The 25,267-nt window shown below is 34.9% G+C and carries 29 protein-coding genes and 1 other annotated feature; of the genes, 6 read left to right on the top strand and 23 right to left on the bottom strand.

Annotated features, from left to right (window positions below; translation table 11 throughout):
* Positions 1–162 precede the first annotated feature (162 nt).
* From ACFSO7_RS06430 to ACFSO7_RS06405, 6 genes are all read right to left on the bottom strand, one after another.
* A complete protein-coding gene (locus tag ACFSO7_RS06430; protein WP_377876364.1) occupies positions 163–306 on the bottom strand; it encodes a YycC family protein in 144 nt (47 codons plus the stop codon).
* A 416-nt stretch (positions 307–722) separates the two neighbouring features.
* Entirely contained in the window at positions 723–923 is a 201-nt protein-coding gene (locus ACFSO7_RS06425; RefSeq protein WP_377876362.1) for a cold-shock protein, read from the bottom strand.
* 192 nt (positions 924–1,115) lie between these two features.
* A complete protein-coding gene (locus ACFSO7_RS06420) occupies positions 1,116–2,714 on the bottom strand; it encodes an aminotransferase class V-fold PLP-dependent enzyme (protein WP_377876360.1) in 1,599 nt (532 codons plus the stop codon).
* On the bottom strand, positions 2,698–3,273 hold the full coding sequence (locus ACFSO7_RS06415) for a glycerol-3-phosphate acyltransferase (RefSeq protein ID WP_377876358.1): 576 nt from the start codon (positions 3,271–3,273) through the stop codon (positions 2,698–2,700). Before ACFSO7_RS06415 ends, ACFSO7_RS06420 begins: the two co-directional genes overlap by 17 nt.
* 103 nt (positions 3,274–3,376) lie before the next feature.
* Positions 3,377–4,465: a stage II sporulation protein P gene (gene spoIIP / locus ACFSO7_RS06410; RefSeq protein ID WP_377876356.1), complete on the bottom strand. Its 1,089-nt coding sequence runs from the start codon at positions 4,463–4,465 to the stop codon at positions 3,377–3,379.
* A gap of 124 nt (positions 4,466–4,589) precedes the next feature.
* Positions 4,590–5,048: a DinB family protein gene (locus tag ACFSO7_RS06405; protein ID WP_377876354.1), complete on the bottom strand. Its 459-nt coding sequence runs from the start codon at positions 5,046–5,048 to the stop codon at positions 4,590–4,592.
* Positions 5,049–5,274: 226 nt separating this feature from the next.
* Between ACFSO7_RS06405 and ACFSO7_RS06400 the strand changes: the two genes are divergently transcribed.
* From ACFSO7_RS06400 to ACFSO7_RS06385, 4 genes are read left to right on the top strand one after another with little or no spacing between them, the layout of a single operon-like run.
* Complete coding sequence (locus ACFSO7_RS06400; protein WP_377876352.1) at positions 5,275–6,177, top strand: ABC transporter ATP-binding protein; 903 nt, start codon at positions 5,275–5,277, stop codon at positions 6,175–6,177.
* A gap of 2 nt (positions 6,178–6,179) precedes the next feature.
* The gene (locus ACFSO7_RS06395; RefSeq protein ID WP_377876350.1) at positions 6,180–6,917 is read left to right on the top strand and encodes an ABC transporter permease; all 738 of its coding nucleotides are present in this window, start codon (positions 6,180–6,182) and stop codon (positions 6,915–6,917) included.
* A 17-nt stretch (positions 6,918–6,934) separates the two neighbouring features.
* Positions 6,935–8,077, top strand: coding sequence for a histidine kinase (locus ACFSO7_RS06390; protein ID WP_377876349.1), 1,143 nt, complete (start codon positions 6,935–6,937; stop codon positions 8,075–8,077).
* Positions 8,074–8,676, top strand: coding sequence for a response regulator transcription factor (locus ACFSO7_RS06385; RefSeq protein WP_377876347.1), 603 nt, complete (start codon positions 8,074–8,076; stop codon positions 8,674–8,676). The genes ACFSO7_RS06390 and ACFSO7_RS06385 overlap by 4 nt, the downstream gene beginning before the upstream one ends.
* A gap of 207 nt (positions 8,677–8,883) precedes the next feature.
* On the opposite strand, the gene ACFSO7_RS06380 is transcribed toward ACFSO7_RS06385, so the two are convergent.
* The 9 genes from ACFSO7_RS06380 to miaB all read right to left on the bottom strand — a co-directional run bounded on the left by ACFSO7_RS06380 (position 8,884) and on the right by miaB (position 15,894).
* A complete protein-coding gene (locus tag ACFSO7_RS06380) occupies positions 8,884–9,345 on the bottom strand; it encodes a hypothetical protein (RefSeq protein WP_377876345.1) in 462 nt (153 codons plus the stop codon).
* 24 nt (positions 9,346–9,369) lie between these two features.
* Positions 9,370–10,305, bottom strand: coding sequence for an aminoglycoside phosphotransferase family protein (locus tag ACFSO7_RS06375; protein ID WP_377876343.1), 936 nt, complete (start codon positions 10,303–10,305; stop codon positions 9,370–9,372).
* Between the two features lie 11 nt (positions 10,306–10,316).
* The gene (locus ACFSO7_RS06370) at positions 10,317–10,709 is read right to left on the bottom strand and encodes a thiol-disulfide oxidoreductase DCC family protein (protein WP_377876341.1); all 393 of its coding nucleotides are present in this window, start codon (positions 10,707–10,709) and stop codon (positions 10,317–10,319) included.
* An 8-nt stretch (positions 10,710–10,717) separates the two neighbouring features.
* Entirely contained in the window at positions 10,718–11,194 is a 477-nt protein-coding gene (locus tag ACFSO7_RS06365) for a GNAT family N-acetyltransferase (RefSeq protein WP_377876339.1), read from the bottom strand.
* 92 nt (positions 11,195–11,286) lie between these two features.
* Positions 11,287–12,123, bottom strand: coding sequence for a GNAT family N-acetyltransferase (locus ACFSO7_RS06360; RefSeq protein ID WP_377876337.1), 837 nt, complete (start codon positions 12,121–12,123; stop codon positions 11,287–11,289).
* A gap of 416 nt (positions 12,124–12,539) precedes the next feature.
* Positions 12,540–12,989, bottom strand: a complete 450-nt coding sequence (locus tag ACFSO7_RS06355; protein ID WP_377876464.1) for a GNAT family N-acetyltransferase — start codon at positions 12,987–12,989, stop codon at positions 12,540–12,542.
* A gap of 113 nt (positions 12,990–13,102) precedes the next feature.
* Positions 13,103–13,642 carry an outer spore coat protein CotE gene (locus ACFSO7_RS06350; protein WP_377876462.1) on the bottom strand — a complete coding sequence of 180 codons (540 nt, stop codon included), beginning with the start codon at positions 13,640–13,642 and terminating at the stop codon, positions 13,103–13,105.
* A gap of 253 nt (positions 13,643–13,895) precedes the next feature.
* Positions 13,896–14,354, bottom strand: a complete 459-nt coding sequence (locus ACFSO7_RS06345) for a YlbF/YmcA family competence regulator (protein WP_377876335.1) — start codon at positions 14,352–14,354, stop codon at positions 13,896–13,898.
* Position 14,355: 1 nt separating this feature from the next.
* A complete protein-coding gene (miaB, locus tag ACFSO7_RS06340; RefSeq protein WP_377876333.1) occupies positions 14,356–15,894 on the bottom strand; it encodes a tRNA (N6-isopentenyl adenosine(37)-C2)-methylthiotransferase MiaB in 1,539 nt (512 codons plus the stop codon).
* A gap of 315 nt (positions 15,895–16,209) precedes the next feature.
* Between miaB and ACFSO7_RS06335 the strand changes: the two genes are divergently transcribed.
* Positions 16,210–16,506: a hypothetical protein gene (locus ACFSO7_RS06335; protein ID WP_377876332.1), complete on the top strand. Its 297-nt coding sequence runs from the start codon at positions 16,210–16,212 to the stop codon at positions 16,504–16,506.
* A 51-nt stretch (positions 16,507–16,557) separates the two neighbouring features.
* The gene (locus ACFSO7_RS06330) at positions 16,558–16,812 is read left to right on the top strand and encodes an alpha/beta-type small acid-soluble spore protein (RefSeq protein ID WP_377876330.1); all 255 of its coding nucleotides are present in this window, start codon (positions 16,558–16,560) and stop codon (positions 16,810–16,812) included.
* Between the two features lie 62 nt (positions 16,813–16,874).
* Here ACFSO7_RS06330 and proS read toward each other — a convergent pair whose 3' ends face one another.
* The 8 genes from proS to ACFSO7_RS06290 form a co-directional block, all read right to left on the bottom strand.
* The gene (proS, locus tag ACFSO7_RS06325; RefSeq protein WP_377876328.1) at positions 16,875–18,305 is read right to left on the bottom strand and encodes a proline--tRNA ligase; all 1,431 of its coding nucleotides are present in this window, start codon (positions 18,303–18,305) and stop codon (positions 16,875–16,877) included.
* A 50-nt stretch (positions 18,306–18,355) separates the two neighbouring features.
* Positions 18,356–18,571 (bottom strand) — a binding site (T-box leader).
* Positions 18,572–18,633: 62 nt separating this feature from the next.
* Positions 18,634–19,137, bottom strand: coding sequence for a DinB family protein (locus ACFSO7_RS06320; protein ID WP_377876326.1), 504 nt, complete (start codon positions 19,135–19,137; stop codon positions 18,634–18,636).
* Between the two features lie 102 nt (positions 19,138–19,239).
* Positions 19,240–19,824, bottom strand: coding sequence for a YdcF family protein (locus tag ACFSO7_RS06315; protein WP_377876324.1), 585 nt, complete (start codon positions 19,822–19,824; stop codon positions 19,240–19,242).
* 129 nt (positions 19,825–19,953) lie between these two features.
* Positions 19,954–20,820, bottom strand: a complete 867-nt coding sequence (locus ACFSO7_RS06310) for a 2-oxoacid:ferredoxin oxidoreductase subunit beta (RefSeq protein ID WP_377876322.1) — start codon at positions 20,818–20,820, stop codon at positions 19,954–19,956.
* Complete coding sequence (locus ACFSO7_RS06305; protein WP_377876320.1) at positions 20,821–22,554, bottom strand: 2-oxoacid:acceptor oxidoreductase subunit alpha; 1,734 nt, start codon at positions 22,552–22,554, stop codon at positions 20,821–20,823. It lies immediately after the preceding gene.
* A 302-nt stretch (positions 22,555–22,856) separates the two neighbouring features.
* Positions 22,857–23,783, bottom strand: a complete 927-nt coding sequence (locus ACFSO7_RS06300) for a dipeptidase (protein ID WP_377876318.1) — start codon at positions 23,781–23,783, stop codon at positions 22,857–22,859.
* A 100-nt stretch (positions 23,784–23,883) separates the two neighbouring features.
* Positions 23,884–24,144 carry a stage V sporulation protein SpoVS gene (gene spoVS / locus ACFSO7_RS06295; protein WP_029281188.1) on the bottom strand — a complete coding sequence of 87 codons (261 nt, stop codon included), beginning with the start codon at positions 24,142–24,144 and terminating at the stop codon, positions 23,884–23,886.
* A 288-nt stretch (positions 24,145–24,432) separates the two neighbouring features.
* A complete protein-coding gene (locus tag ACFSO7_RS06290; protein ID WP_377876315.1) occupies positions 24,433–25,230 on the bottom strand; it encodes a TIGR00282 family metallophosphoesterase in 798 nt (265 codons plus the stop codon).
* Positions 25,231–25,267: the final 37 nt, after the last annotated feature.

Here is a 25,267-nt window from a genome sequence, read left to right as displayed (position 1 = left end):
TGTTAACAGGGGGATATTAATAAATTATAAAAATAGACTAAAGCATTTTGGCTCTAGTCTTTTCGTCGTTCCAAATAGTTACAACCTTTGAACAGAAAGGAATCTTTCCTTAAACCTTACTTTGAAAAAATAGTATTTTATTTCAATGAAATCAGTTAAAGATTAATTCTCATCGTTTTTTGCTTCTAATTCCGCTAACTTGGCAATTAATATATGCTTTGGCATATGCATAATTTGTTCAATCGGAAGCTTTAATTGTTCAGAAAGCTTTTGAGCTGTTTCTGCAGATATTTGCATAGGTCTCATTGTATAACCACCTTTGACTTTTCTTTATTTCAATTGTATCGATTTTTTAGAAATGAAGCAAAAGAAATTAAGAAAAGCGCGGGGCTCCTTGATCAGCACCGATAAAGAAGACTGATCGATTGGCGAGAGGAGCGAAGCCAGAGACCTAGTCGCACTTATGCAAACCGTTCTTTGGTTTGCCAAGCAAATGCTTCTCCAGCCGGCAAGTCGTTCTTTGACTTTTTGGCTGGAGAACATTTGACCTCGAGGTCGACAAGGACTCGGGCGGCCTGTCGCATTGTCGACACTAGTACATCATGTACGTCGGGGCTAGGACGCTTGCGCTGGGCTATTTTCGAAGTCCAAAATGTTATAATTTCTTATATTTACAAAAAAACAGACTCTTAGAAAAGAGTCTGTTTTATATAAGCCAAAAATTATAATTTGCGAACGTTAGAAGCTTGTGGTCCACGTTGACCTTGTTCTACGTCAAAAGAAACTTCTTGACCTTCGTCTAAAGATTTGAAGCCTTCGCCTTGAATTGCTGAGAAGTGAACGAATACGTCGTCTCCTGCTTCACGCTCGATGAATCCGAAACCTTTTTCTGCATTAAACCATTTTACTTTACCTTTTTCCATGTTTGTTGCCTCCTACGTGTTCAGTGACACATTGTAATACTATCCTTGCTCTGGAGCAATCAAGACAAAGCGCTTAACACTTATCCTACATCTCGAACAAAAATAATTCTCCTTAATACTATCAGTAAATAGGAAGATAAGCAAGTTAATCTTTACTCAAAATGAAAATTTTGCAAAATGCTAATGAAAGAACTATAACAAATTGCTATTTCGTATTTCATAAAGATAAACATCAGAAAATAATTGAATCATACTAGTAATCTCTGTTACTGAGTAATCACCAACACATGCGATTTGGATCCAGTTTCTCTCCTTTAAATAGGAGCTCTCATAGTGTAGTTGAAACCCTTGAAATAGGACACTCTCACCAATTGCGGTAGAGGATATTTCTTTTGGGATTTCGATTGTGATGATGATTGGAGAAGCTATTTGTTCTGGGGTAGTCATTTTAAAACCCTTCTCGAATAATTCATTCCTAATAAAATGGTATGTTTCTTTCACTTTATCAAATGTTTGTATTGATAGTTCTTCTAATGAAAGTAGAAGAGCTTCTAATAGGTTAGAAGAGTGTGAGAATGGTATGCTATCTTTTTCCAAGTAATATCCTAAATCTATATATTTAGGAAGCCTCATAGATGGCTTCACATCATGATGATGGAAAACAAAGGATAAACCTGTTATCGCCTTCAATGCCTTCCCGCTTACCCCAGAAGCTAAATATACTCCTTCTAAATCCAATTCGACTGCTCCAATCGAACTAATACAATCAAGACAGAGTTTTAAGTTATGCTCTTTTGAAATATCTTTTAACATATTGAGATTGTTTAACATACCTGTCGATGTTTCACTATGGACACCCCACATCCAAGTCGTTTCCTTTGATAAATGAGAAAGGATATCCTCTTTTGTATAAACTTGTCCCCAATCTTTTTCCACTATATCAAAGTTAAGCCCAAAACGATTCGCCTGTTCAACTAATCGACTTCCAAATTCGCCGTTGACTAGAATAATCCCTTTGCCTTTTTCTAATGATAATTGCCCTGCAATTACGTCATTGGCCAATGTTCCAGAACCTAATAATATTTGAACATGTTTAGTTCTTACTAAATCCTTGAGTATTTTCTTTGCCTTTTCTATTTTATCAAAAAAAACTTCTGATCGATGTGAAATAGGCCTGTTACTCAATCCTTCAATCACAGCATCTGTTATTCTTACTGGTCCAGGAAGAAATGGAATGGTTGGTCGTAATATTCTTCCCGCCAATGAAGCTTCAAAGGTTTGTTTCGTTAAATACAATGGTTGGAATTGTGCTTCATCAGTCCCTGTTAATGGCGCAAAAGGCAAAAATCCCATTTGTTTATATAGTTTTGCTTGTCGAACGGTTCCTGATATCACACATGCATCATAGCCCTTTTTCAAGCCGTACTTCGCTAAATATTGTGCCAACCCTACAAATACCCTACCATTTCGGTATTCTTTTTTTACAGCTAACAATCTTATTTCGCAAAGTCTATTTACTTTTATTGGAAGAGCCTGCTCCACTGGACCAATTTTTCGATCAAGTGAGAAGGGACGTTGATCACGAATGGCAATCATCCCGACCAATTCTTCATTCTTTAAGCAGATAATATATGTATTTTCATTATGAAAGGGGTCTATTAATATTTCTCGTTCATTTTTTTGATGCTGAGGGATCTCCTCTGAAAAAGTTTGATAATTTAGTGCATGTATTTGCTCAAACTCATGTGGGTATGCTGCAATTTTAAATAAGTAATCATTTTTTTCTTCCAAAATAACTCAGCCTTTCAAATAAATTTTCAGAATGAACAAGGATAATGACAAGTAGAATGCCTATTAAAATAAAACAGCTAAGCCCATCATAATCTCTAAACAGTAATAAAATTGGGATAAAAACAAATGCTCCTAGACCAGCTACGGTGAAACTTCTAACAAATGGGTAGAGTACTAAAAATGATAAGAGAATGACTGGAACACTTAACGGCTCAAATGCAATGATTCCTCCAATAAAGGCTGAAATCCCCTTTCCTCCTTTAAAATTCAATGTAATTGGCCATAAATGCCCTAGTATAGCGATTCCAAGTCCAAGTAATTGAATGGAATCAGAGAATTGAAGATACTGTGCTACAAGTACAACCATTGAACCTTTTAGGGCATCTCCAAGAAAGATAATAACAAATGCTTTCTTTCCAAATATTCGCCCCGCGTTTCTTGCTCCAACATTTCCGCTCCCTTGCAAACGGATATCTTTTCTGTAAAGAAATTTGATTATTATATACCCAAACATGATTGTACCGATTAAATATGATAAAACGAAATAAAACCATATCATCTATAACACAACCTATTTACAAAGATTTAGGAGATATAAGAATAGTAACATTTTTTTTGAAATAACGAAATTCATAATATCATATTAATTCAGAATAATGTTTTTAATTTGTACCATTTACCTCTATTGCTTTCCAGTATTGCTGACTAATTGCCTCTGCTAAAATATTTACTGTATTTTTTATTTCCTCCAAATTATTTTCCACTCCACCTACCTCGATCACTAATAGGTTCGGGGACAAATCTTGATTATAGACTCCATCGACTAATGGCCCTTTTTTTGGATTTACTCCTAAGCTTACCCCTGGATAACTATTTTCCAAAAATTGATGCAATGTATCGGCAAACCGAACATTTTTTTCATATTGCTTATTATCTTCTCCAATCACAAACATTAATTTTGCGTAGGACTTTTGATTAATCATTATGGTCGATTGTTTTTTAGGGGTAGAATCACGATGTATGTCGATGAAGTATTCAACATCGTTGTTTTTTGCCATAACTGTTTTTACAATATCCCTACTTAATTGATAAGATTTATACGTATTCCACCCTTTTTTCTGTAGCTCTTGTTCAATATTGGTTTTATCTACAATTGAATTAATCTTTCTCTTTTCTAATGCTTTACTTAATAAATCTCCTACTGTTGTAATATTAATTTTTTCATTTTCCTTTTGTGTTGAATCTTGTCCACTGGAAGGATTATAAGATTCCCAATTATGAGTATGATAAATAAAGATTTTTTTATTATTTGGAGATGAAATCGCATTCACTTCCTGCTCCGCATTTAATGCTGTTTCAGTTATCCTTCTTTCAGTCATTAATTCCTCCATCGGTGGGGGTGATTCAAATGTGTGCAGCTTTTCCTTATGGTTGATATTAAATGAAAAGCCCGGGATTTCTAGCTGATAAAAACTCCTTAAATCGTCGATTCGTATATTTGTGAAATCCTCCCAAATCTTTATAGAATGAGCTAGAAAATTACTTTGTTTATTTTTAAAGGCTAACTGTAAATGTGCATTTTCATTACTCATAAACTTTAAGAGAAGGTCCGTTTTCGCCACTTCCATGTTCACACTCATTTGAAGAAAATTCTTATTAGAGTAGGAAATAAATGATGGAATAAGGAAAATGAGGGCGAACACGACAGGAATCATGAATAGATTTTTCAAACGAAAAACAGAAGTTTCCATATTACCACCCGATTCCAGCTTTATATGTTATAAATATGAAATAAAGCGAATAATTAGAATGAAAAACTAGTATTTAAAAGGAAAAAGCTCAGCATTTTTGCTGAGCTTTTTCTATTAATTGCTATTAGTTCTTTTCAACTAATCTTTTCATAAGATGAATTTGTCCTAAATGATGGGCTTCATGGAATAAAGCAAAGTTAGCCAATTCACCGTACGTTTCAATTCCTAAAAATGGTTTAGTAAGATGTTCGTTCAATTTTTCAGTTGGAATCTCTTTCAGTCTAGTAACTTGATCTTTTAACTGTTCGATTAAAACTTGTAAGGTTGGAACATCGTCTTGCCAATCTGCTGGTTTTGTACCCATTCCAAATAATTCAACATAATGAGCGGGAAGATTAGCTGTTTTATGTGGAAATCCAAACATAAATTGTTCGGTCGATGTTAGCACATGCCCAATATTCCAAAGAATATGATTGTTAAATCCTTCAGGATAGATCAAAGAAGATTCTTGAGATATTCCCTCCAGTTTTTTTAAAAATAAACTTCTTGTCATCTCAAAATTTTTCAAGACTAAATCGCTCATCACAATACCCCTTTCTATAACTCATACGAATCAAATTTACTAAAAATAAGACAAAAAAGGAAATATTTGAGCTTGATATTTTCATAAGTTATTTAATCCTTTGAAAGCCCTTTATCATTTGTTTAGTAATATGACAATTGTCACCTAAAACTAATGACATCACTTACTAAAAAAGCTTTTTCCAGCGTTATACAATGAGTTTAGAAATCAGGAGGTGTTGTAGGTAATGACTGAAATTGTGAGTGTAAAAAATGTGAAGAAATCATTTAAAGATAAAGAAGCTGTGAAAGATGTAACTTTTTCCATAGGAAAGGGGGAAATAATAGCTATTCTTGGCCCAAATGGAGCAGGAAAAACGACAACCATCTCAATGATATTAGGTTTATTGAAACCAACTAATGGTGAAGTGAGGTTGTTTGGTCAATTACCAGAAGAAAAAAGTGTCCGTGAGAGAATTGGGACCATGTTACAAGAAGTAAGTGTAATGCCAGGATTAACTGTTAAAGAATTACTAGAGTTAATTAGAAGCTATTATCCTAGACCTTTGTCACTTAAGGAATTAATTACTGTAACTGGTTTAACAGATGAGGACTTAAAATCAAGAGCAGAAAAACTATCAGGTGGACAAAAACGCCGTTTAAGTTTCGCTCTGGCACTAGCTGGGAATCCAGAACTAATTATTTTTGATGAGCCAACAGTAGGAATGGATATTACTTCTAGAAACCGTTTTTGGCAAACAGTAAATATGTTATCTGAACAAGGAAAAACAATCATTTTTTCGACTCATTATCTTCAAGAAGCAGACGATGTCGCAAAACGTGTTCTATTATTTAAAAATGGCGAAATCATTGAAGATGGAACACCGACAGAAATCAAGCAAAGAATTACTAAAAAATCAGTTTCTTTTGAAGTAGATCCAGAAACGTCCCTCCAAAGACTTTATAACCATCCAGAAATCGAACATATTTATCGAAAAAATGATCGTGTCATTATCCAGTCGGAAAATACAGATAAAATATTAGAAATTATTTTCCAAGAAAAAATTGGAGCTAAAAATATTGAGATAGTACGTGGAAAGTTAGAAGAAGCGTTTGAACAACTTACCGCAGAGCATAAGGAGGTTATGTAACAATGAAACTTTTTATTTTGCAATGTAAATGTGAAATATTACGTGTGCTAAGAAATCGTTATTTTGTGTTTTGGTCATTAGTCATGCCGATTCTCTTTTATTATATATTTACAAATGTCGTAAATACGAATGCTCCTGATAAAGAACTGTGGCAAGCACATTATTTAATGTCAATGACTGTTTTTAGTGTAATGGGGTCATCGATTATGACACTTGGGATTCGTAAGGTTCAGGAAAATTCGCAAGGTTGGTCTAAGTTTATGCGTCTTACCCCATTACCAGATAGTGTATATTTTATCGCTCAAATGGTTGGCCAAAGTGTTATGCATGCATTATCGATCATTGTCATATTTTCTGCAGGTGCGATCATAAATGGTGTTTCTTTTTCATTCAATGTATGGCTATTATGTGGTTTATGGATTCTTCTAGGAGCTATTCCCTTTCTTGCTCTAGGTACATTAGTTGGCACAATGAAAAAAGTGGAAACCGCTTCTGGTGTGAGTAATCTTATTTATATGATGTTAGCGATTGCTGGTGGGATGTGGATGCCACTTGAAATAATGCCTAAAATGATGCAAAACATTGGAAAATGGCTGCCTTCCTATAACTATGGAGATGGTGCATGGGAGATCATTCGCGGGAATTATCCAGATTGGAAGAATTATCTTATATTAGTATTCTTTATGATCTTGTTCATGTTACTATCTAAATATATTAGAAGAAAACAAGAAGCGGTGTGATGAGATTGTTTCATTTTATGAGTAAAGAGATTTTGATATTTCCAAAACGTTACGGTTTTATGCCTTTTGTTTGGCTTGTCTATGTCTTGTTCCCTGTCTTCTCTTTAATTAATGAGGATGGACTAAAACAAATAATTGGCTTTATCATGATCCTACTATTTCTTGTTACATACCGACAATTGTATTTCGCAACGACTAATCAGAGCTTTTCCTGGTGGTTAGCCATTCAGTTGGGTATTGTCTTTCTGTTTAGCGTATTTTATCATCTTAATTATTTGTTTTTAGGTTTTTTCCCTGCAAATTTTATCGGCTGGTACCGTGATCCGAAAATGTTTAAACTTGGATTTTTGGGATTAGTTTTCGTAGAATTGATTCCAGTTTTATATTATCTACTTAGTAATCAATTCGATATGGAAACAAAAGATATATTGTATGTTTTCCCTTTTATGATCATTATGTTCATTTCCCCTTTTGGAATTCGTTCGATGAATAAAAGAGCAGATTTGGAGAAAAAGCTCGATCAAGCCAATCAACAAATTAAAGAGTTGGTTAAGCGTGAAGAACGTTTAAGGATTGCCCGTGATTTACATGATACACTTGGGCATACATTGTCACTACTTACGTTAAAAAGTCAGCTTGTCCAACGTTTAACATCTGCTGACCCTGATCGAGCAAAACTTGAGGCAAAAGAAATGGAACATACTTCACGAGCTGCTTTAAAACAAGTCCGAGAACTTGTTACCGATATGAGAGCCGCATCAATCCCTGAAGAAATATTGCAAGTACAACAAATTTTAAAGACAGCAAATATAAACCATTATTATAGTGGCGAAACAGATTTTTCAGAAACCATCTCTCCATTTACGGAAAACATCATCTGTATGTGTTTAAAAGAGGCTACTACAAATGTGGTGAAGCACAGTAGAAGTAAGAATTGCTTTATCACTATTCAAAAGACTGCGGATCGATTAAAAGTGATTGTAAGAGACGATGGAATGGGTGTAGCTAATCTTTATCATTATGGAAATGGATTAACAGGGATGAAGGAACGTCTGGAATTAATTAACGGTACTTTAATCATTTCTAATCAAAATGGAACAGTAGTGGAATTGACAGTCCCCATTATTGAAAAAGTGGAGAAAGAAGGTACCGCAGTATGATACGATTATTTATTGCTGAGGACCAAAAAATGCTTCTTGGTGCTTTAGGGTCATTATTAAATTTAGAGGAAGATATGAAAGTTATAGGCCAGGCACAAAACGGAGAAGATGCATTAAAATCCATTTTATCCCTTCAACCTGATGTATGTCTGATGGATATTGAAATGCCATTAAAAAATGGTCTAGAAGTAGCAGAGGAGTTAGTTAAGCGCTCATCAAGCAGTAAGGTTATTATCTTAACAACTTTTGCACGTCCAGGTTACTTTGAACGTGCGATAAAAATTGGTATTCATGGTTATTTATTAAAAGATGGATCTATAGACGAACTGGCGGATGGCATTCGAAAAGTAATGACTGGAAAACGAGTTTTCAGTCCTGAATTAACTTTCGAAGTAATCCGAGAAGAAAATCCACTTAATAATCGGGAACAAGAAATTTTGCGTCTCGCTGATGAAGGGAAAACGACTAAAGAAATGACGGAATCCCTATACCTATCATCTGGTACTGTTAGAAATTACATTTCCGAAATCATTCATAAATTAGATGCAAAAAACCGCAATGATGCAGTAAGTATAGCAAAGAGAAAGGGATGGATTTAATAAAATTCCATCTCTTCTTTCGTTTAATTGGTCAGATTCACTTTTATTTAATATACTCATCATTTACTAATAAATTTTCCAATACATTCGTTGGAAGTTGCTCATTGTCAGCTATTACTTTATATCCATTTATCTACACAAACATTTCTACCGTTATTTCCCATAACATAAAAACAATGTCTATTACACTACTTATTGTAAGTAAATCTATAATAATGTGATAAAGGATAAATCATTTCCCCATAAAGAATGTAATATAATCATATAAAGTATGAACATTACGGTCAATATGAAAAAAATAATGGAGAGTAACCTATATTTCTTTGTTTTTTTGATGACGATAATATAGGTTGCTAGAGCAATTATAGCCAAAATATAAAAGACATAAAATAAACCTGAAAATGACAATGGACCTAAAAATAAACAAAGCACTACAAATTGCAAAAGAAAGGCTAAGATTGAAAAGGATACCCATTTAACATCACTCTTAACTTTTACAATTCCAACAAAGGCTACAATGATTGAAGCTAATAAGATTAGATAAACTGACCATTCATAAAGATAGAATAAAGACTCCTTATTCACTGCGAACCAGTATCCTACTAATGAAAGTGGAATTATAATGAGTAAGAGCCATAAATTATATCTGATCCATTTTGTTTCATTCAAGTTTACCCCTCCTTGGCTTCACGTTTATTTTATGTTTGGTTTATTATCTAACATCTTCTTATAAAGCTTTCTAAACACTTGAATGGATTGGAAAAACTTATAATCGTATTCTCCCTCATCATTTACAGACCAAGCTGTAGATAATATGGAATGGCAAACACCCCATAATAAGATTCTTTCTTTATTTAATCCTAATTCTTCTACAAATATATTTATTCTGAGTTCAATCCGTTTCTCATTATCAAAATCAGGTAATTTATTCATTAAAAACTGAATGAGATCGTACTCCCGCTCTCCAATTAGCCCCTTCGGATCAATAACCATCCATGAATTTTTTTCACTTGATAGAATATTATAATGATGCAAATCCCCATGTAGTAAATAATTTCCTTTTGATGTATCATTAGCCCTTTTAAAGATTTCACTAGCTTCTTCCAATAACGACATTGAGACGGGACCAATTCCATATGGGTTGGTTTTAATCATGTCTAATAAATGATCTTCACGATCTCTTGTTGTTGGAAAATTGCTCCCCTCTGGTACTGGTGTCCATAGCTTTTTCATCACTTTAGCTGCAATACGAGTAGCCTCTTCATCTTCAGCTAAAGAAGCAAGCATTTCCCCGGGCTGAAGTCGTTCAAGAAGAATGATTCCTCTTTCTTTATCGAAATCTAACAACTGAACGAAATTACGTTGATGTTGATTAAAATATTTAAGAGCCTCCAACTCATGATAATAATCATCACTTGGTATCGAAAGCTTCAGCACTATTTCTGTTCCATCACATTGAATAGCAGGTGCCACAAAATTAAACGATAAATCAAATGGGTTTTGAACATGTATTGACCATCTTTGCTCACAGTAGGAGATCAATTGATCTAATTGATTTAACCATTCTTCTCCCTTTTCCTTATGGATAAAAAGAATATTATTTACATACGTTTCCGTCAATTGAATCATTTTGTTCTCCTTTAATCTAGAAATCTACTTCTCACTTCTGGGGAGGGGAGCATACAGCTATCTTTTTTACCAAACCATTTATATCTGTTTTTGGCTAGAATATCGTATAAATAATCACGAATTGGTACGGGAATTACGGTAAGTAGGGAGAATAAACTCCAAGCCCCATTTAAATTCCTAGATACTTTTAAGGCAGCAGATGACTTCAAATAATACTGATCGTCATCGATTAACACAAAGCTATCAATCTCATCCTTAAGCCCAACTTGCTTTAACAGTTTTTGTCCGGTTTCACTTTGCAAAGAAGCAAATTTAAAATTTCCCCTAGGATCTCTTTTAATAATAAATTGAACACTGCTGTCGCAAAAATTACAAACCCCATCGAATAGGATAATTTTAGCCATAAAAACACCTACATTTCCTTTATCATCGTAGTAAATTCTATCTCATTTGAATAAAAAGTTACGTTCTCGATAAACCCTAATTTATTATATAAGTGTATAGCTCTATTATTAAAAGTTGCGACGGTTAATCGAAGTGGGAGGTTTCGCTCTTGTGATTCATGTACGAATCTTAAAATAAACGAAAAGAATTCTATACCATGACCTTTCCCGGTTAGATTCGGCTTCATCCCAAGGCCAATATCTACCATATCTTCAGCATATGCTCCAAATCGATTACCTATTGGTACTTGAGCTGAAGCACCTATACAACAAAATCCAACTAATTCATCTATTTCATTTACTACTGCAACATAGTCACCATTTAATAACTCATTTACCCCTTCATCATTACATTCATTATTATATAAGTCATATGGAGCCTCATATTTCCAAAGTAGAATTTCTTTTGCATAGTCCTCATTCATTTTTTTAGCATTAAAGTTCATTGCTTTCACCCCAGCGGATAATTGTTTTCTGAATATTATTATAACAAAAATCTTCTTACCCAAAGTAGTAAGAAGATTTTTAATGTTACTATTTATAAGATCCATTCCTTAAAAGGAATATATAACATTGAATAATTAGGTAGCTGCTTGAAACCTAATTTATTTGCAATGGCGATGGAATCTTTCCTAAAATCCTCGGTTGTCCAATGAGGGATTCCACCTTTTTCCAAACAATTACAAATAAATTCTCGTGCCATTAAAGTAGCTAGACCCTTTCCACGATGCTCTGTACTGTACGTATTAATCCCTATTTCATACTCATTTCCCGTTACAAATACAGAAATACAGGACCCAATTACTTCATTACCCTTCGTCACACAATATCCGAAACCCGTTTGAAAAAAATGATCAAACGACTCCCAGAATTTCAAAATCTCTTTTTCTATTACTTTTTCATTATCATTTTCTATCACTCTATGATCAATGAGGCGGATTGAATAGTCACTTGGTTGAAAGATAGATTTCCCAAGATAATCTAAGAACCGATCCTTTTTAAAAATAAAGGGTACTCTTTGACCTTCATTAAATGATACCGAAAAATTGCGGAAAATTGCATCCTTCCATTCGTGGAAAGGAAATGCCTCAAGATTGAAATCAGTATCACCAATAGCCAAGGCTTCTGGTTTAATATGGTTGATGATAAACGATTCTAATTTAGTAATAAAATGACCATGCTTACTATCTCCTATGAGAAAAAACATCTCCATCTTCGCCCAAACAAGTGCTGTCTTTGGAGCATCTAAGTGATCAACAAAAATTCGCCCTAAATTGTTCCCGTCAATGACCCCATTTATCACTGGGTGGTTTTCTAGATTGATTAATAATGGCTTTATTTTTTTATACTCATTAGGTTTAAGTTCATAAATCATGATTTGTTTCCCTCATTCTATTTTTTATTTTTCATTCCTATGGAGTAAAATAAAAAACAGAAATGCGTTTGTCCGTTTCTTCGTAACAAATCACCTCCAAATTTACAAAAATATTTCTCAATTGATAGATTATCACATCTTCATTTTTATTAATACAAAAAAGGAAATCCACGGTGAATTTCCTTTTTTGAAAAGTAGAAAGAAAACTTCTTTGGACTTCGAAAATTGTCCAGTGTAATCGTCCTAGCCCCGATGAACAGAAGGATCTAGTGTCAACAATGCAAAAGGACTTTGCCCACTTGAGGACCTCGAGATCAAATGAATACTGTATGATTTAAATATAATTTTAATACTACTCTATCATATTTTGAACAAGAATTTTCTAATTAAAAAGAGCACGTAAGCCACGTGCTACTTTACAGCAGATTATATTTCGCTAGTTGTTCTCCCCATGGTGCGATTTCAGTTTCCACAAAGCCAGCTTTTCTATAAGTTTGTCTTGCCCCATAATTCTCTGGATGATAACCAATCATAATATATGGAATATTGGCATGGTTTTGCTTGATTATATAATCAATTATTTCCTGAACGGCTAATACCCCATATCCTTTCCCTTGATGCTCATGGTCCACCATAAGTCGATAAACCCAATAGTTTCCATCATCTGGATCAATACCAAATAAGGTAAATCCAACCATTAATTCATCTAAATATACTCCCATTGCTCGAAATTCATCCAAAAATTGAACTTCAGCGATCGAATACAAATTTGAAGCCATAAAGGATTCCTGATCTTTGTTCACTTTCAACTGAATTGCATCTTCCCAGTTTTCTTTAGTAATAGGTTTCAATAAAATGTTCAATATTTTCCTCCAAGTAATTAATTTTTATCAACAATCATTTCATTTATATGTTTCGATAACAATAGCCTATTTTCCTGCATAAAAAAAACTAGGAAGTTTACCTTCCTAGCAAGCTGTTATTCTTCCTCGCACCCAACTAAAAAGTCAGGATTTAAATCTTCAAATTCATCATCTAAATCAGTGCCCCATTCATCGTCACAGTCCTTGCAATCACGGTAAACTTTCACACATACTTTTGTTTCACCAATGACTTCCACAAGAAACTCTCTTTCCACATGCACAATGATTTTGTTTCCATTTGGCGAAATCACAGCTTCACAGCAGTTTGGCTGCTGCAAGACACGAGCGATAATTTCTTGATCATCCAAGCAATCAGGATCACGGTAATTTAATCTGATGACATCTGTATAAGAAACGCGCTCCGTCACAACTTCTGTTCTTGTATTATCGTTATAGGAGTACCAAACATTAATGTCATAGGAGCCGCTAATTTCTACCGTTCTACCGATTTTTTTCGCCTCGTATTTATGGTTGATTATCCAACAGCCAAGAATACTCGTTGGATGGTGTTCTGGACGAATCGTGTGATTGGACTGCGTGAATTTACGTCCTTTCGCTACGACCGCTTTCGCAAAAATCTCTCTGTATTCTCCCATATCGAGCGAACCCTCCTCTTTCATTTTCATTTCATCCTATGCGGGATATTAGACTAGTGTGCGATAAATTTTTTTAAAATACTGGATAAAAGTTTAGTCATAATTCATCTTATGCTTTTCTGGGTGGGATGTTCCTAAATGGATACAGATCGCTAATCTTTATCATTTTATGCGTGCAAAAAGTTGGTTAGAATGAATTCATTCTTACAATAAAAAAAACCAAGCTACTTATTGTAACTTGGTTCATTTTATCTTAATGGTTATGGTCGTGATCGTGGTCATGATCATGGCTGCAACCAGCTTGATTTTCCACATTAGCTCCTGTTTCACCGCGAAGTACATCTCCACCAGTTGAAGCGATTAACTCGTCAGTGACGGTATTTGAAATCGTATTTGCGATTAATTGGAGTAAGTCATTAACCTCTATTTGTGATTGTTTAAATTCTTTTACAACGGGAATTTCATCTAATTCTTGCTCAATCGATGCAATTTTATCCTCTACACGTTTAAGTGCTTCCGGCTTTCCATAATGCTGCAGATTTACTGCTTGTTTTTGTAATCCTTTGATTTCAGAAATATATAAACGAACATTTTCATTAGAATGAATTTGTGCTTCTGCTCGCTTAAAGAAATCTACTTCATCCGTTTCTGCAATCATATTTGCTAATTCTTTCGCTCTTGCAACAATATCGTCTTTTGTATATTTAGCCAATCTATTTCACCTCTATTAGTTCTTCGATCATTTCTCCGTTTAAAGACCACGTTTTTGCATCCGTAATTTTAACCTTCACGATCTTTCCAATTGCTGTTTTTGGTCCTTTGAAATTAACAAGTTTATTTTTACTTGTGTATCCTGCTAGTACGTCCGGATTGTTTTTACTTTCACCTTCAACAAGAACTTCAACAGTTTGATCTTTGTATTTTTTCATTGCTTCTGCAGATAGTTCATTTACTAAATTGTTTAGGCGTTGTAGACGTTCTTTTTTCACTTCCATCGGTACATTATCTTCCATTTTAGCAGCTGGTGTACCTTCACGTGGTGAATAAATGAATGTATAAGCTAATTCAAATCCTACTTCACGATATAATGAAAGAGTTTCTTCAAATTGCTCATCCGTCTCATTTGGATAACCAACAATAATATCTGTTGTAAAGGAAACATCTGGAATCGCCGCTTTTATTTTACGGACAAGCTCTAAATATTGTTCACGAGTATATTTACGAGCCATTATTTTTAAAACTTCAGTAGACCCTGATTGTACGGGAAGATGGATATGATCCATTAAATTTCCGCCTTTAGCTAAAACTTCAATTAAACGATCATCGAAGTCACGCGGGTGACTGGTTGTAAAGCGGATACGTGGGATATCAATTTTTCGAATCTCATCCATTAATTCGCCTAATCCATATTGAATGTCCTCGAAATCTTTCCCATATGCATTTACATTTTGACCAAGAAGAGTAATTTCTTGATAACCTTGGGCGGCTAATTGTCGTACCTCTTGAATGACATCTTCTGGTCTGCGGCTTCTTTCTTTACCACGTGTATAAGGAACGATACAATACGTACAGAATTTATCACAACCATACATGATATTTACCCAAGCCTTAATATTACCACGGCGAACTTTCGGAAGATTTTCAATTACATCTCCCTCTTTTGACCAAACCTCGATAACCATTTCTTTAGACATGTATGCTTCTTGGAGAATATTCGGTAGACGATGAATATTGTGTGTACCGAAAATCATATCTACTTGCTGATACGTTTTAAGAATTTTATTAACTACGGATTCTTCTTGAGACATACAGCCACAGACACCAATTAAAAGGTCTGGTTTTTCCTTTTTCAAAGCTTTTAAATGCCCAAGTTCACCAAACACCTTATTTTCCGCATTTTCCCGAATCGCACATGTATTCAATAAAATAACATTTGCATCTTCAACAGTTGAAGTAGCCTCATAGCCTAACGCCATGAAAATCCCTGCCATTACCTCAGTGTCATGTTCATTCATTTGACAACCGTAAGTACGGATATAAAATTTACGTCCCTCTCCCATTCCACGAAACTCTTCAGGGATTTGAAAGTCTGACTGATACTTAACTTCCTCTTTTCCCCGTTTCTTCGCATCTTTTAAAGATGGAGCTTGAAAAACAGTTTCAAAGTATTGGCTGTAATCCTTGGCGGATTTTTTGTCCGAAGAATTAGCAGATTCTATCTTTTGAGATTCTAAACGTTGTTTTTCGTTCATTTTTCGTTAATCCCCTTTCTAGGAAAATTCATTTATTTTAATAAAGTGTCCCTTTAAAAAAATTTAAGAAAATGTGTTTTTTTATCTATACACATTATTATAGTATAAAGGTTTATAGGGACTAAAACAATAGAAATACTAACGTATTCATGGGGGATTTCGAAGATACCGTAAGATATATTAAAGGAAAAATGATCATTTGAAAGTGATAATTATCACAGAATTATTGCATATTGATTCGCATTTATCTCTTATCCTTATATTTGACCTATTTTCGGGGAAAATAAATTCAAATCATGCTTTGGAGGGGATTATTTGGTTACAGATGGATTTGAAAATCAAGCTTTAGGTTTGGCAATTACAGCAAATAATTCAACAGATAACATAACAAAGTTATCAGATGATCGCTATGAAATTTATGTGAACGATGATTTCATAGGTTTTAAAACACTCTCTAATGTTACAGATACATTGGATGATGTAGATGATTTTTTAAATAGTCAAGGGATAAATGGGTTTCAAAGTCATCTAGATGGTGATCACTATAAAATTATCTCATATGATACAGATCGAATAAAAGACGTACTAAAAGTGTATTGTCATAATCGATAAACCTATTAAATCTATTGATTCTTAGTAACCGTAACATAGGAGGACAAATTAATGACCAGACGAAATAAAATACTTGTACCTGAGGCTAGAAACGGTTTAGATCAATTAAAAGCAAAAATAGTAAACACACAAAATCCAGAAGATGCGAAATTTGAAGCAGCTGAGGAAGTTGGAGTTCCACTGAAAAAAGGTTACAATGGTGGTTTAACTTCTTATGAAGCTGGTAAAGTAGGCGGGAAATTAGGTGGTAGTATGGTCAAAGAACTTGTTAAAATGGCACAAGACAATTTAACGAAAAAGACATAATAAAGACCCCGATTTTCCTCGGGGTCCCTTTTTTTGTATTCGACTAGCTTCAGCTTTTGTTTTTAGTATGCTTTTGCCCAATAAACCATTTGATTTGCTTTCTTACTGCAGCAAACACATGATTCTGAAACTGTTTCTTGCTCGAAAGGCATACATCGTGATGTAGCCCCAGTTTCTTCTTTAATTTTATCCTCACATGCTTGATCTCCACACCACATTGCTTTTATGAAACCTGGATTCTCCTCGAGAATTCCTTTAATTTCTTCTATGGTAGTCGCATTGAATGTTCTTTCTTCTCTGTGCTTCTTTGCTTTTGTAAATAAATTATTTTGAATATCAGTAAGTAATTCCATTAGCTTAGTTTCTAATTCATTGATTAAGACTGTTGTCTTTTCACCCGTATCACGTCTAGCTAAAATCACGTGTCCGTTTTCAATGTCTTTAGGTCCTACTTCAAGGCGGATTGGAACGCCTTTCATTTCATACTCATTGAATTTCCAGCCTGGTTTTTTATCACTTGCATCAATGCCAACACGAGCCAGCTTGGAAAGCTTATCTTTTAAATCATAGGCAAAATCAAGGACACCTTCTTTATGTTGTGCAATTGGAACAATCATCACTTGAGTAGGTGCAATCTTTGGTGGAATAACTAGACCTCGATTATCTCCGTGGACCATAATCATTGCTCCAATAATACGAGTCGTGAATCCCCAAGAAGTTTGGTGAACGTGCTGAAGGCTACCGTCTTGATCTGTAAACTGAATACCAAACGCTTTCGCAAATCCATCACCAAAATGATGTGATGTACCAGACTGAAGCGCCTTACCATCATGCATTAAACTCTCAATAGTGTACGTATATTTTGCCCCTGCAAATTTTTCTTTTTCTGTTTTTTGGCCTTTTATAACAGGGATCGCCAAAACATTTTCACAAAGCTCTGCATAAACTTCAAGCATTTTTTTCGTTTCTTCATGTGCCTCTTCGTCGGTCGCATGACATGTGTGACCTTCCTGCCATAGAAACTCCAAAGTACGTAAAAATGGTCTTGTTGTTTTTTCCCAACGAACTACGTTTGCCCATTGATTATATAATTTAGGTAAATCACGATAAGAGTGGATAATATTTTTATAATGCTCGCAAAATAAAACCTCTGAAGTCGGACGAACACACCATCTTTCAGTAAGTTCCTCTGAGCCTCCGTGAGTCACCCATGCAACTTCAGGTGCAAATCCTTCAATATGGTCTTTTTCTTTTTGTAATAAACTTTCTGGAATAAACAAAGGCATATACACATTTTCATGCCCTGTTTCTTTAATGCGAGCATCTAATTCATTTTTGATATTGTCCCAAAGCGCATAGCCATAAGGACGAATTATCATCGAACCACGGACACTTGAATAATCAATTAAATCTGCTTTCGTCACTACATCTGTATACCACTTAGCGAAATCTTCATCCATACTCGTAACGTCTTTAACGAATTCTTTTGCCATTTTGACACCCCTAGATATTTAATAAAATACAAAAAAGCCTTGATCTCCAAAAAAGGGACCAAGACTTGGCGGTACCACCCTAATTTGCAAAGCAAAGCTCTACACACTTTTCATGATAACGGACATTATCCGCTGTGATCTTCACATTGATCAGATCCAGAACTCAGAGGTAGGTTCAAATGTTTGTCAATAGGAGCCTTGCAGCAAATAGCCCCCTCTCTATAAAAGACATAATTCATTTTACTAATCCTCATCAATGTTTCATTATTGATTTTTTCAAATTATATTCTAGTAAAACACAATTGTCAACATGTGTACATTCTAAAAGTTACATTTGTGGTGCGTCTAGCCCCATCATCGCCCATTCTTCCTTGGATGGTCCATATATTCCTGGAACATTTAAGCCTGCTTGACGCATTAATACCGTCATCTGACCACGGTGATGAATTTGATGTTGAATCATTATCATTAGCAATTGTCCGATAGGCATTTCCTGACCGAAGAAATCAACGATCTCATGTAAAGTCTCATCATTCCATTGACTTGTCATTGCTTCAAAGAACGCCTCACAGCTTTGTGCGTAACTATCTGCAATGAATTTAGCCGAGCGTGGAACAGGGAAATCCTCTGCGGCAGCGACGAAATTTAATTCCGTCGGTGCTGTAAACAAACGGATTGCTGTAGTTATATGCCATGCTACACGGCCTAAACTCCAATTCTCAGGTGTGATTTCTTGTTGCAATGATTCATCCGTTAGCTGATTTAATACATTTTGAGTGGCACCTGATTCATACATCCATAGTCCTAAAAAGTCATTCACTGAATAAAACATGTTCATCCCCCTTGATATTAAGACAAATTAACAATTCGACATCTATTTTTTATATCCTTCATATTTTACCATAATTTTTTAAAGGACTATTAGTTGTCCCCATTAAAAAATATATTTATTTAAGAAATATTTTGTAATTGCTAAATATTCTCTAGTATAGGATTTCAACAAGGCGACCGTTGGTGTTTTAGCAGGTAGTCCTTCTAAATCTATGCCTTGGTCTCGGGCAATCATTTTTGCTCTGAAAATATGAAAATCATTTGAAACGATTAGTCCTTTTTCAAGGTTATTCGGAATAAGCTTTTTCGAAAAATTAATATTTTCTATCGTGTTTGTAGATTTATCTTCCAATATGATTCTCGATTCATGAATGCCTTGTTCGGTTAAATCCCTTTTAATCGCTTCAGCTTCGGTAATCTCTTCACCAGGACCTTTTCCACCAGATGCAATTGCAATCGTTTGAGGGTTTTTGGTTAAATACTGGGCTGCAGCATCAATTCTATATTGTAGAGCTAATGAAGGAACAGTACCTTTGACTCTCGCCCCGAGGATGATCATATATTCTGCATGATCTAATACTACTAAATCAGAATATTCCCTTATTTTCATATGTAAGTATCCAAAATATATAGTGAAACAAAGTGTCAGCACACCAACAAACAGCATCAATTTTTTCCTTTTACTCATCTCCACAATCCCTTTAATTTTTTTATGTTTAATATCTTAATCTTACCATATATCTCCCCAAAAATTAGTAATTTCACTTTGGAAACAAAAAAGCCCACGATAATTAAATTATCGTGGACTACTTGTTTATTAAATAAATTCAGCAGCTAACTTATCAAAATGAGCTTGATCAAGTTTTAAATCCGCTTGTGAAAGTGGTGTTTCTGAGAAACCTGGGATTAATTCTTGATAAGATTTACGTTCTGTATCTTGATAAATTAATCCGGTCACTAAGCTATTGTGCTTCATTAATGTTTGCATCGCCATTTCACGATTAGATGGATCATATCCTTCAATATCAGAAAGCTTTGTTAAGTTCTCTTTAAACCAATCATATGTGTTTACTTTGTTATAAGTTACACAAGGGCTAAATACATTAATTAATGAAAAACCTTTATGGTTTAAACCAGCTTCAATTAAAGCTGTTAAATCTTTCAAATCAGTTGAAAAACTTTGGGCAACAAACGTAGCACCAACTGTTAAAGCTGTTTCCATTGGAGAAAGAGATGGCTCGATTGATCCAGATGGAGTAGATTTTGTTTTAAAACCTACAGCAGAACGTGGTGATGTTTGACCTTTAGTTAATCCGTAGATTTGGTTATCCATAACGATATAAGTGATATCAACATTTCTACGAATCGCATGAATCGTATGACCCATCCCAATTGCAAAACCGTCACCGTCACCACCAGAAGCGATAACTGTCAAATCACGATTAGCCATTTTAACACCTTGAGCAATTGGTAAAGAACGGCCGTGAATACTATGGAATCCGTATGAATTAATATAACCAGAGATACGACCAGAACATCCAATTCCGGAAATAACAGCTAAATTTTCAGGTTCTAAACCAACATTTGCAGCAGCACGCTGGATCGCAGCTTGTACAGAGAAGTCGCCACAGCCAGGGCACCAGTTCGGTTTTACATTGTTACGAAATTCTTTAAAAGTGGCCATTTAGAACAACTCCTTACATTTTGTGTGTACTTCATGTGGTAAGAACGGATTTCCGTCATACTTTAAGATATTATGCATTTTATCAGCAAAACCAGCATTCATTTTAATAATGTTTGCTAATTGGCCAGTTGCGTTGTTTTCAATTACTGCAATTTTCTTCGCTGATTTAAGAAGCGGCAAGATTTCATCCTTAGGGAATGGGTGAATTAAGCGCATATGTGCATGGTTCACTTTCATTCCATCTTTCTCAAGTCGACCCATAGCTTCTTCAATTGCACCACGAGTTGAGTTAAAACCTACAATTAGTAAGTCAGCCTCTTCATGTGGAGCATTTTTATAAACAGGTGTATTAAAACGAATATTTTCTACTTTACGGAAACGTTTATCCATTTGCGCATTTCTGTTTGTTGCTGATTCAGATGGTTTACCTGTTTCGTCATGTTCAACACCTGTCACATGGTGAATACCATGTTTCATACCAGGAATAACACGCGGAGATACGCCATCTTCCGTTACTTCATAACGTTTGAAATAACCTTTATCTGCCACTTCAGGAAGTTCACCTGTTAACAGTTTTCCACGACGAATTTCTACTTTATCTAATTCTAAAGGTTCAACTGTTTGCTTACCAAGAGATAATTGAAGATCTGTTAATAAAATGACAGGGCATTGATATTCTTCTGCAAGATTTAGTGCTTCAGCAGCATCATAAAATGCCTCTTCAACTGTACTTGGAGCCATAACGATTTTCGGAATTTCACCATGTGTTCCGTAAATCATCGCCATTAAGTCAGATTGCTCTTGTTTTGTTGGTAATCCCGTTGATGGACCCCCACGTTGAGTATCAATGATAACAATTGGTGTTTCCGTTATACCTGATAAACCAATCGCTTCCATTTTTAAAGATAATCCAGGACCAGATGATGCAGTAATGGCACGAACACCACCGTAGTTTGCACCAATTGTCATTGTGACAGCCGCGATTTCATCTTCTGTTTGGATAACTGTTCCACCTAATGCTGGCAGTTTTTTAATTAAGTATTCCATAATATCAGAAGCTGGAGTAATTGGGTAAGCTGCCATAAAACGAGTTCCACCAGCTAATGCACCAAGTGCGATCGCATCGTTTCCGATTAAGAATAAACGTTGCTTACCATCAGCTTTTTCTAGCTGCATCGTTTCAACGTCACCAAGTTCTTTTTTCATATATTCAAAGCCCGCTTTAATGGCTTCCATATTTTTCTCAACAACTTGTTGACCTTTGCGACCAAAGATTTCTTGCACCATTGCTTCAAAAACTTTAATATCAAGGTCTAGAACTGCAGAAGTAGCCCCAATTGCTACCATATTCTTCATAAGGGATGTTCCTAATTCTGAAGCAATATCTGTAAATGGCACAGCATACAAATTAGCATTTGTATCTTCTGGCTTTTTTGGATCAAATTTTGCATCAGCCATTATCACACCGCGATCATGTAATTCTTTGTAGTTAAGATCAATCGTTTCTTGGTCAAAAGCTACTAGAATATCTAAGTCGTCTGAGATAGAACGAACTTCTGTTGTGCTAACACGGATTTTATTGTTTGTGTGACCACCTTTAATACGAGATGAAAAGTGGCGGTAACCGTATAAATAATAGCCTAAACGGTTAAGTGCAATCGAAAAAATTTCTCCAGTACTTTCAATACCTTCCCCTTGTTGCCCTCCAACTTTCCATGAAAGTTGATTGATCATGACTTACACCCCTTTAGATATGTAAAAACGTTACAATAGTAATTGTAGCACTTTTCCAAGTAATTCACTGAGTTTAATGCCCTTTACAAATGACCACGGGCTATAAGCTGGATTATTTGGATGGGTACTAAACGCTTTCAATTCTAGACCTATGAACAAAAAATTGCAACCCTTTCTGACTAATTATTGAACAAAATATGAATATTTTATTCTAATTATAAATAGAATAAATAGTTTTCCCCAATATTAATAAATTCATATAAAAAGACTGTGGAAACGAATTGACTCCACAGCCTTCCATATTATGATTTAGGATACCTCTTCTTCATATTTTCAAATAAAAACCCATTTACTTGATTTTCAGTATAGTATTTATATAATTCATTTATAAGTAAAGAGTAATCACCGAAATTTTCCAATCCTATCACCATTTCATTAATTCCATCAAAGTCTGAACCGAAACCCACATGTTTCTCGCCACCTAACATACACATATGTTCTAAATGTCTCAGAATATCATCTATTGTGGCTTGATTCTTACCTGAGAGGAAAGATGGAACAAAGGTTATTCCAATAACACTATCTCTTTCAATTATTGCTTCAATTTGCTCATCTTTTAAATTTCTTGGATTAGGGCATAGTGAATAACTATTTGAATGCGAGGCGAAAGGATAATCCCCCCACTCGATAACGTCCCAAAACCCCTTTTCAGATAGATGAGATACATCAATCCAAGTTTGTGTACTATTCAATAATGTAACTACTTCTTTTCCAAATTTGGATAAACCTGCACCTCTAGCTTCAAGGCTACCGTCTGCAACTTCATTGGCAAAATTCCAAGTCAGTCCAACTGATGTCACTCCTAATCTTAGGAGTGTTTTTAATTTAAGTAGATCTTTGCCAATAGCATCACAACCTTCAAGAGTTAGGATTGCGCCAATTTCATCATTTTTTAAATTCATTATGTCATATTTACTAGTAATTACTCTCATTTTTGGATGTAATTTGATTATTTTCTCGTAAAAAATATCGATCATATACAAAGCAGCATGAAAGGCAAGGTCAGGATGAACTGATGCGGGAATATATATTGCAAAACACTGGATTTTCGAACCAACTTTTTCCATAAGATCAAGATTGACTTGTAATTTATCAGACTTATGAAATTCGATAGTAGGATCTAAAAACATTTTATACAATACATCACAATGGGCATCGAAAATTTTCACTTAGCTCTTCCTCCATTCTGACCATTTTAGCTGCTTTGTGGAGTTTTGTTCTAATAAAGAAACTCGCCGATTGGCGAGCAAAATGTAATGAGCGAAAAAATTATCTTGGTTCAATAATTAGTTTGATAGCTGTTCGTTCTTCACCATCTATCAGTATATCGGTAAATGCTGGGATACAAATTAAATCGACCCCGCTAGGCGCCACAAATCCTCGTGCAATCGCTACTGCTTTTACCGCTTGATTTAATGCACCCGCACCAATTGCCTGAATTTCTGCCGCCCCTCTTTCACGCAGAACCCCAGCAAGTGCACCAGCTACCGAATTAGGATTAGATTTTGCTGAAACTTTTAAGATTTCCATTCCTAGCTCCTCCTTGTTTAATCCCGATCCCGCATGAAACACCATGTACAAATCAGGTATCAATAATAACTTGATTCATAGGTTTACAGGTTACCTATTTATCAAAAGTAGAAATATTCGGCTATCAGTGGGCATCTCTCCTTAACTTTATCGCCCATAGTACTGATAAATCATTCCACTGTTACTATATTCAAGGATAAAATCACATATTCCAGCTTGGACAAAATTTGTAAAAGAAAAATATATTTATTCTTTTACAAAATCCCCCTGCTTATGCAGGGGGATTAACTATGAATAAAATGGATGGTCATCATTAATAATAATCCGCTCAATTTTCTTTGCTAAACCAGTTTTCGGATCAATTTGAATAAGTGCTGCACTTAATATTCCTCTTCCTGCTTTTGGAACTTCAAAACGAACTGGTAAACTTGTTAAAAACCGTTTAATAATTAAATCTTTATCAACTCCTAATATCTCATCATATGGACCAGTCATTCCAACATCTGTTAAATATGCGGTACCACTTGGTAATATTCGATTATCAGAAGTTTGCACATGAGTATGGGTACCAATAACAGCGGATACTCGCCCATCCAAATACCATCCCATTGCTTGTTTTTCACTAGTTGCTTCCGCATGGAAATCAACAAAAATAATGGGAGTTCTTTTTCTAGCTTCTTCAATTAGACGATCTGCCTTCTTAAAAGGACAATCAATTGCATTCATAAAGGTTCTTCCTTGTAAACTGATAACGGCTACCTCAAGGTCATTTATTTTTAAAAAAACTATGCCTTTACCCGGAGTTTCTTCTGGGAAATTTGCAGGTCGAACAAGATATTTTGCTTGATCAATGAACTCAAATATTTCACGATTATCCCAAGTATGGTTGCCTAGAGTTACAGCTTGGGCTCCAACTTCTAAAAATTGACGATATATTTCATTTGTTATTCCTTTTCCACCCGCAGCATTTTCCCCATTAATAATCGTAATATGGGGACGGTATTTATCCTTCAATTTCGGTACATACTCTTTTACCATATCTCTACCTAGTGATCCTACAACATCACCTACAAATAATATATACATTACAATTTCCTTTCTAAAAACATCCATTTAGTATATT

Origin of the sequence: Bacillus sp. CGMCC 1.16607, from assembly GCF_042683745.1 — a bacterium.
GTDB lineage: Bacteria > Bacillota > Bacilli > Bacillales > Cytobacillaceae > Pseudoneobacillus.
The sequence above is the reverse complement of the archived record's forward strand: the minus strand, read 5'-3'. Positions and strand labels throughout refer to the sequence as shown.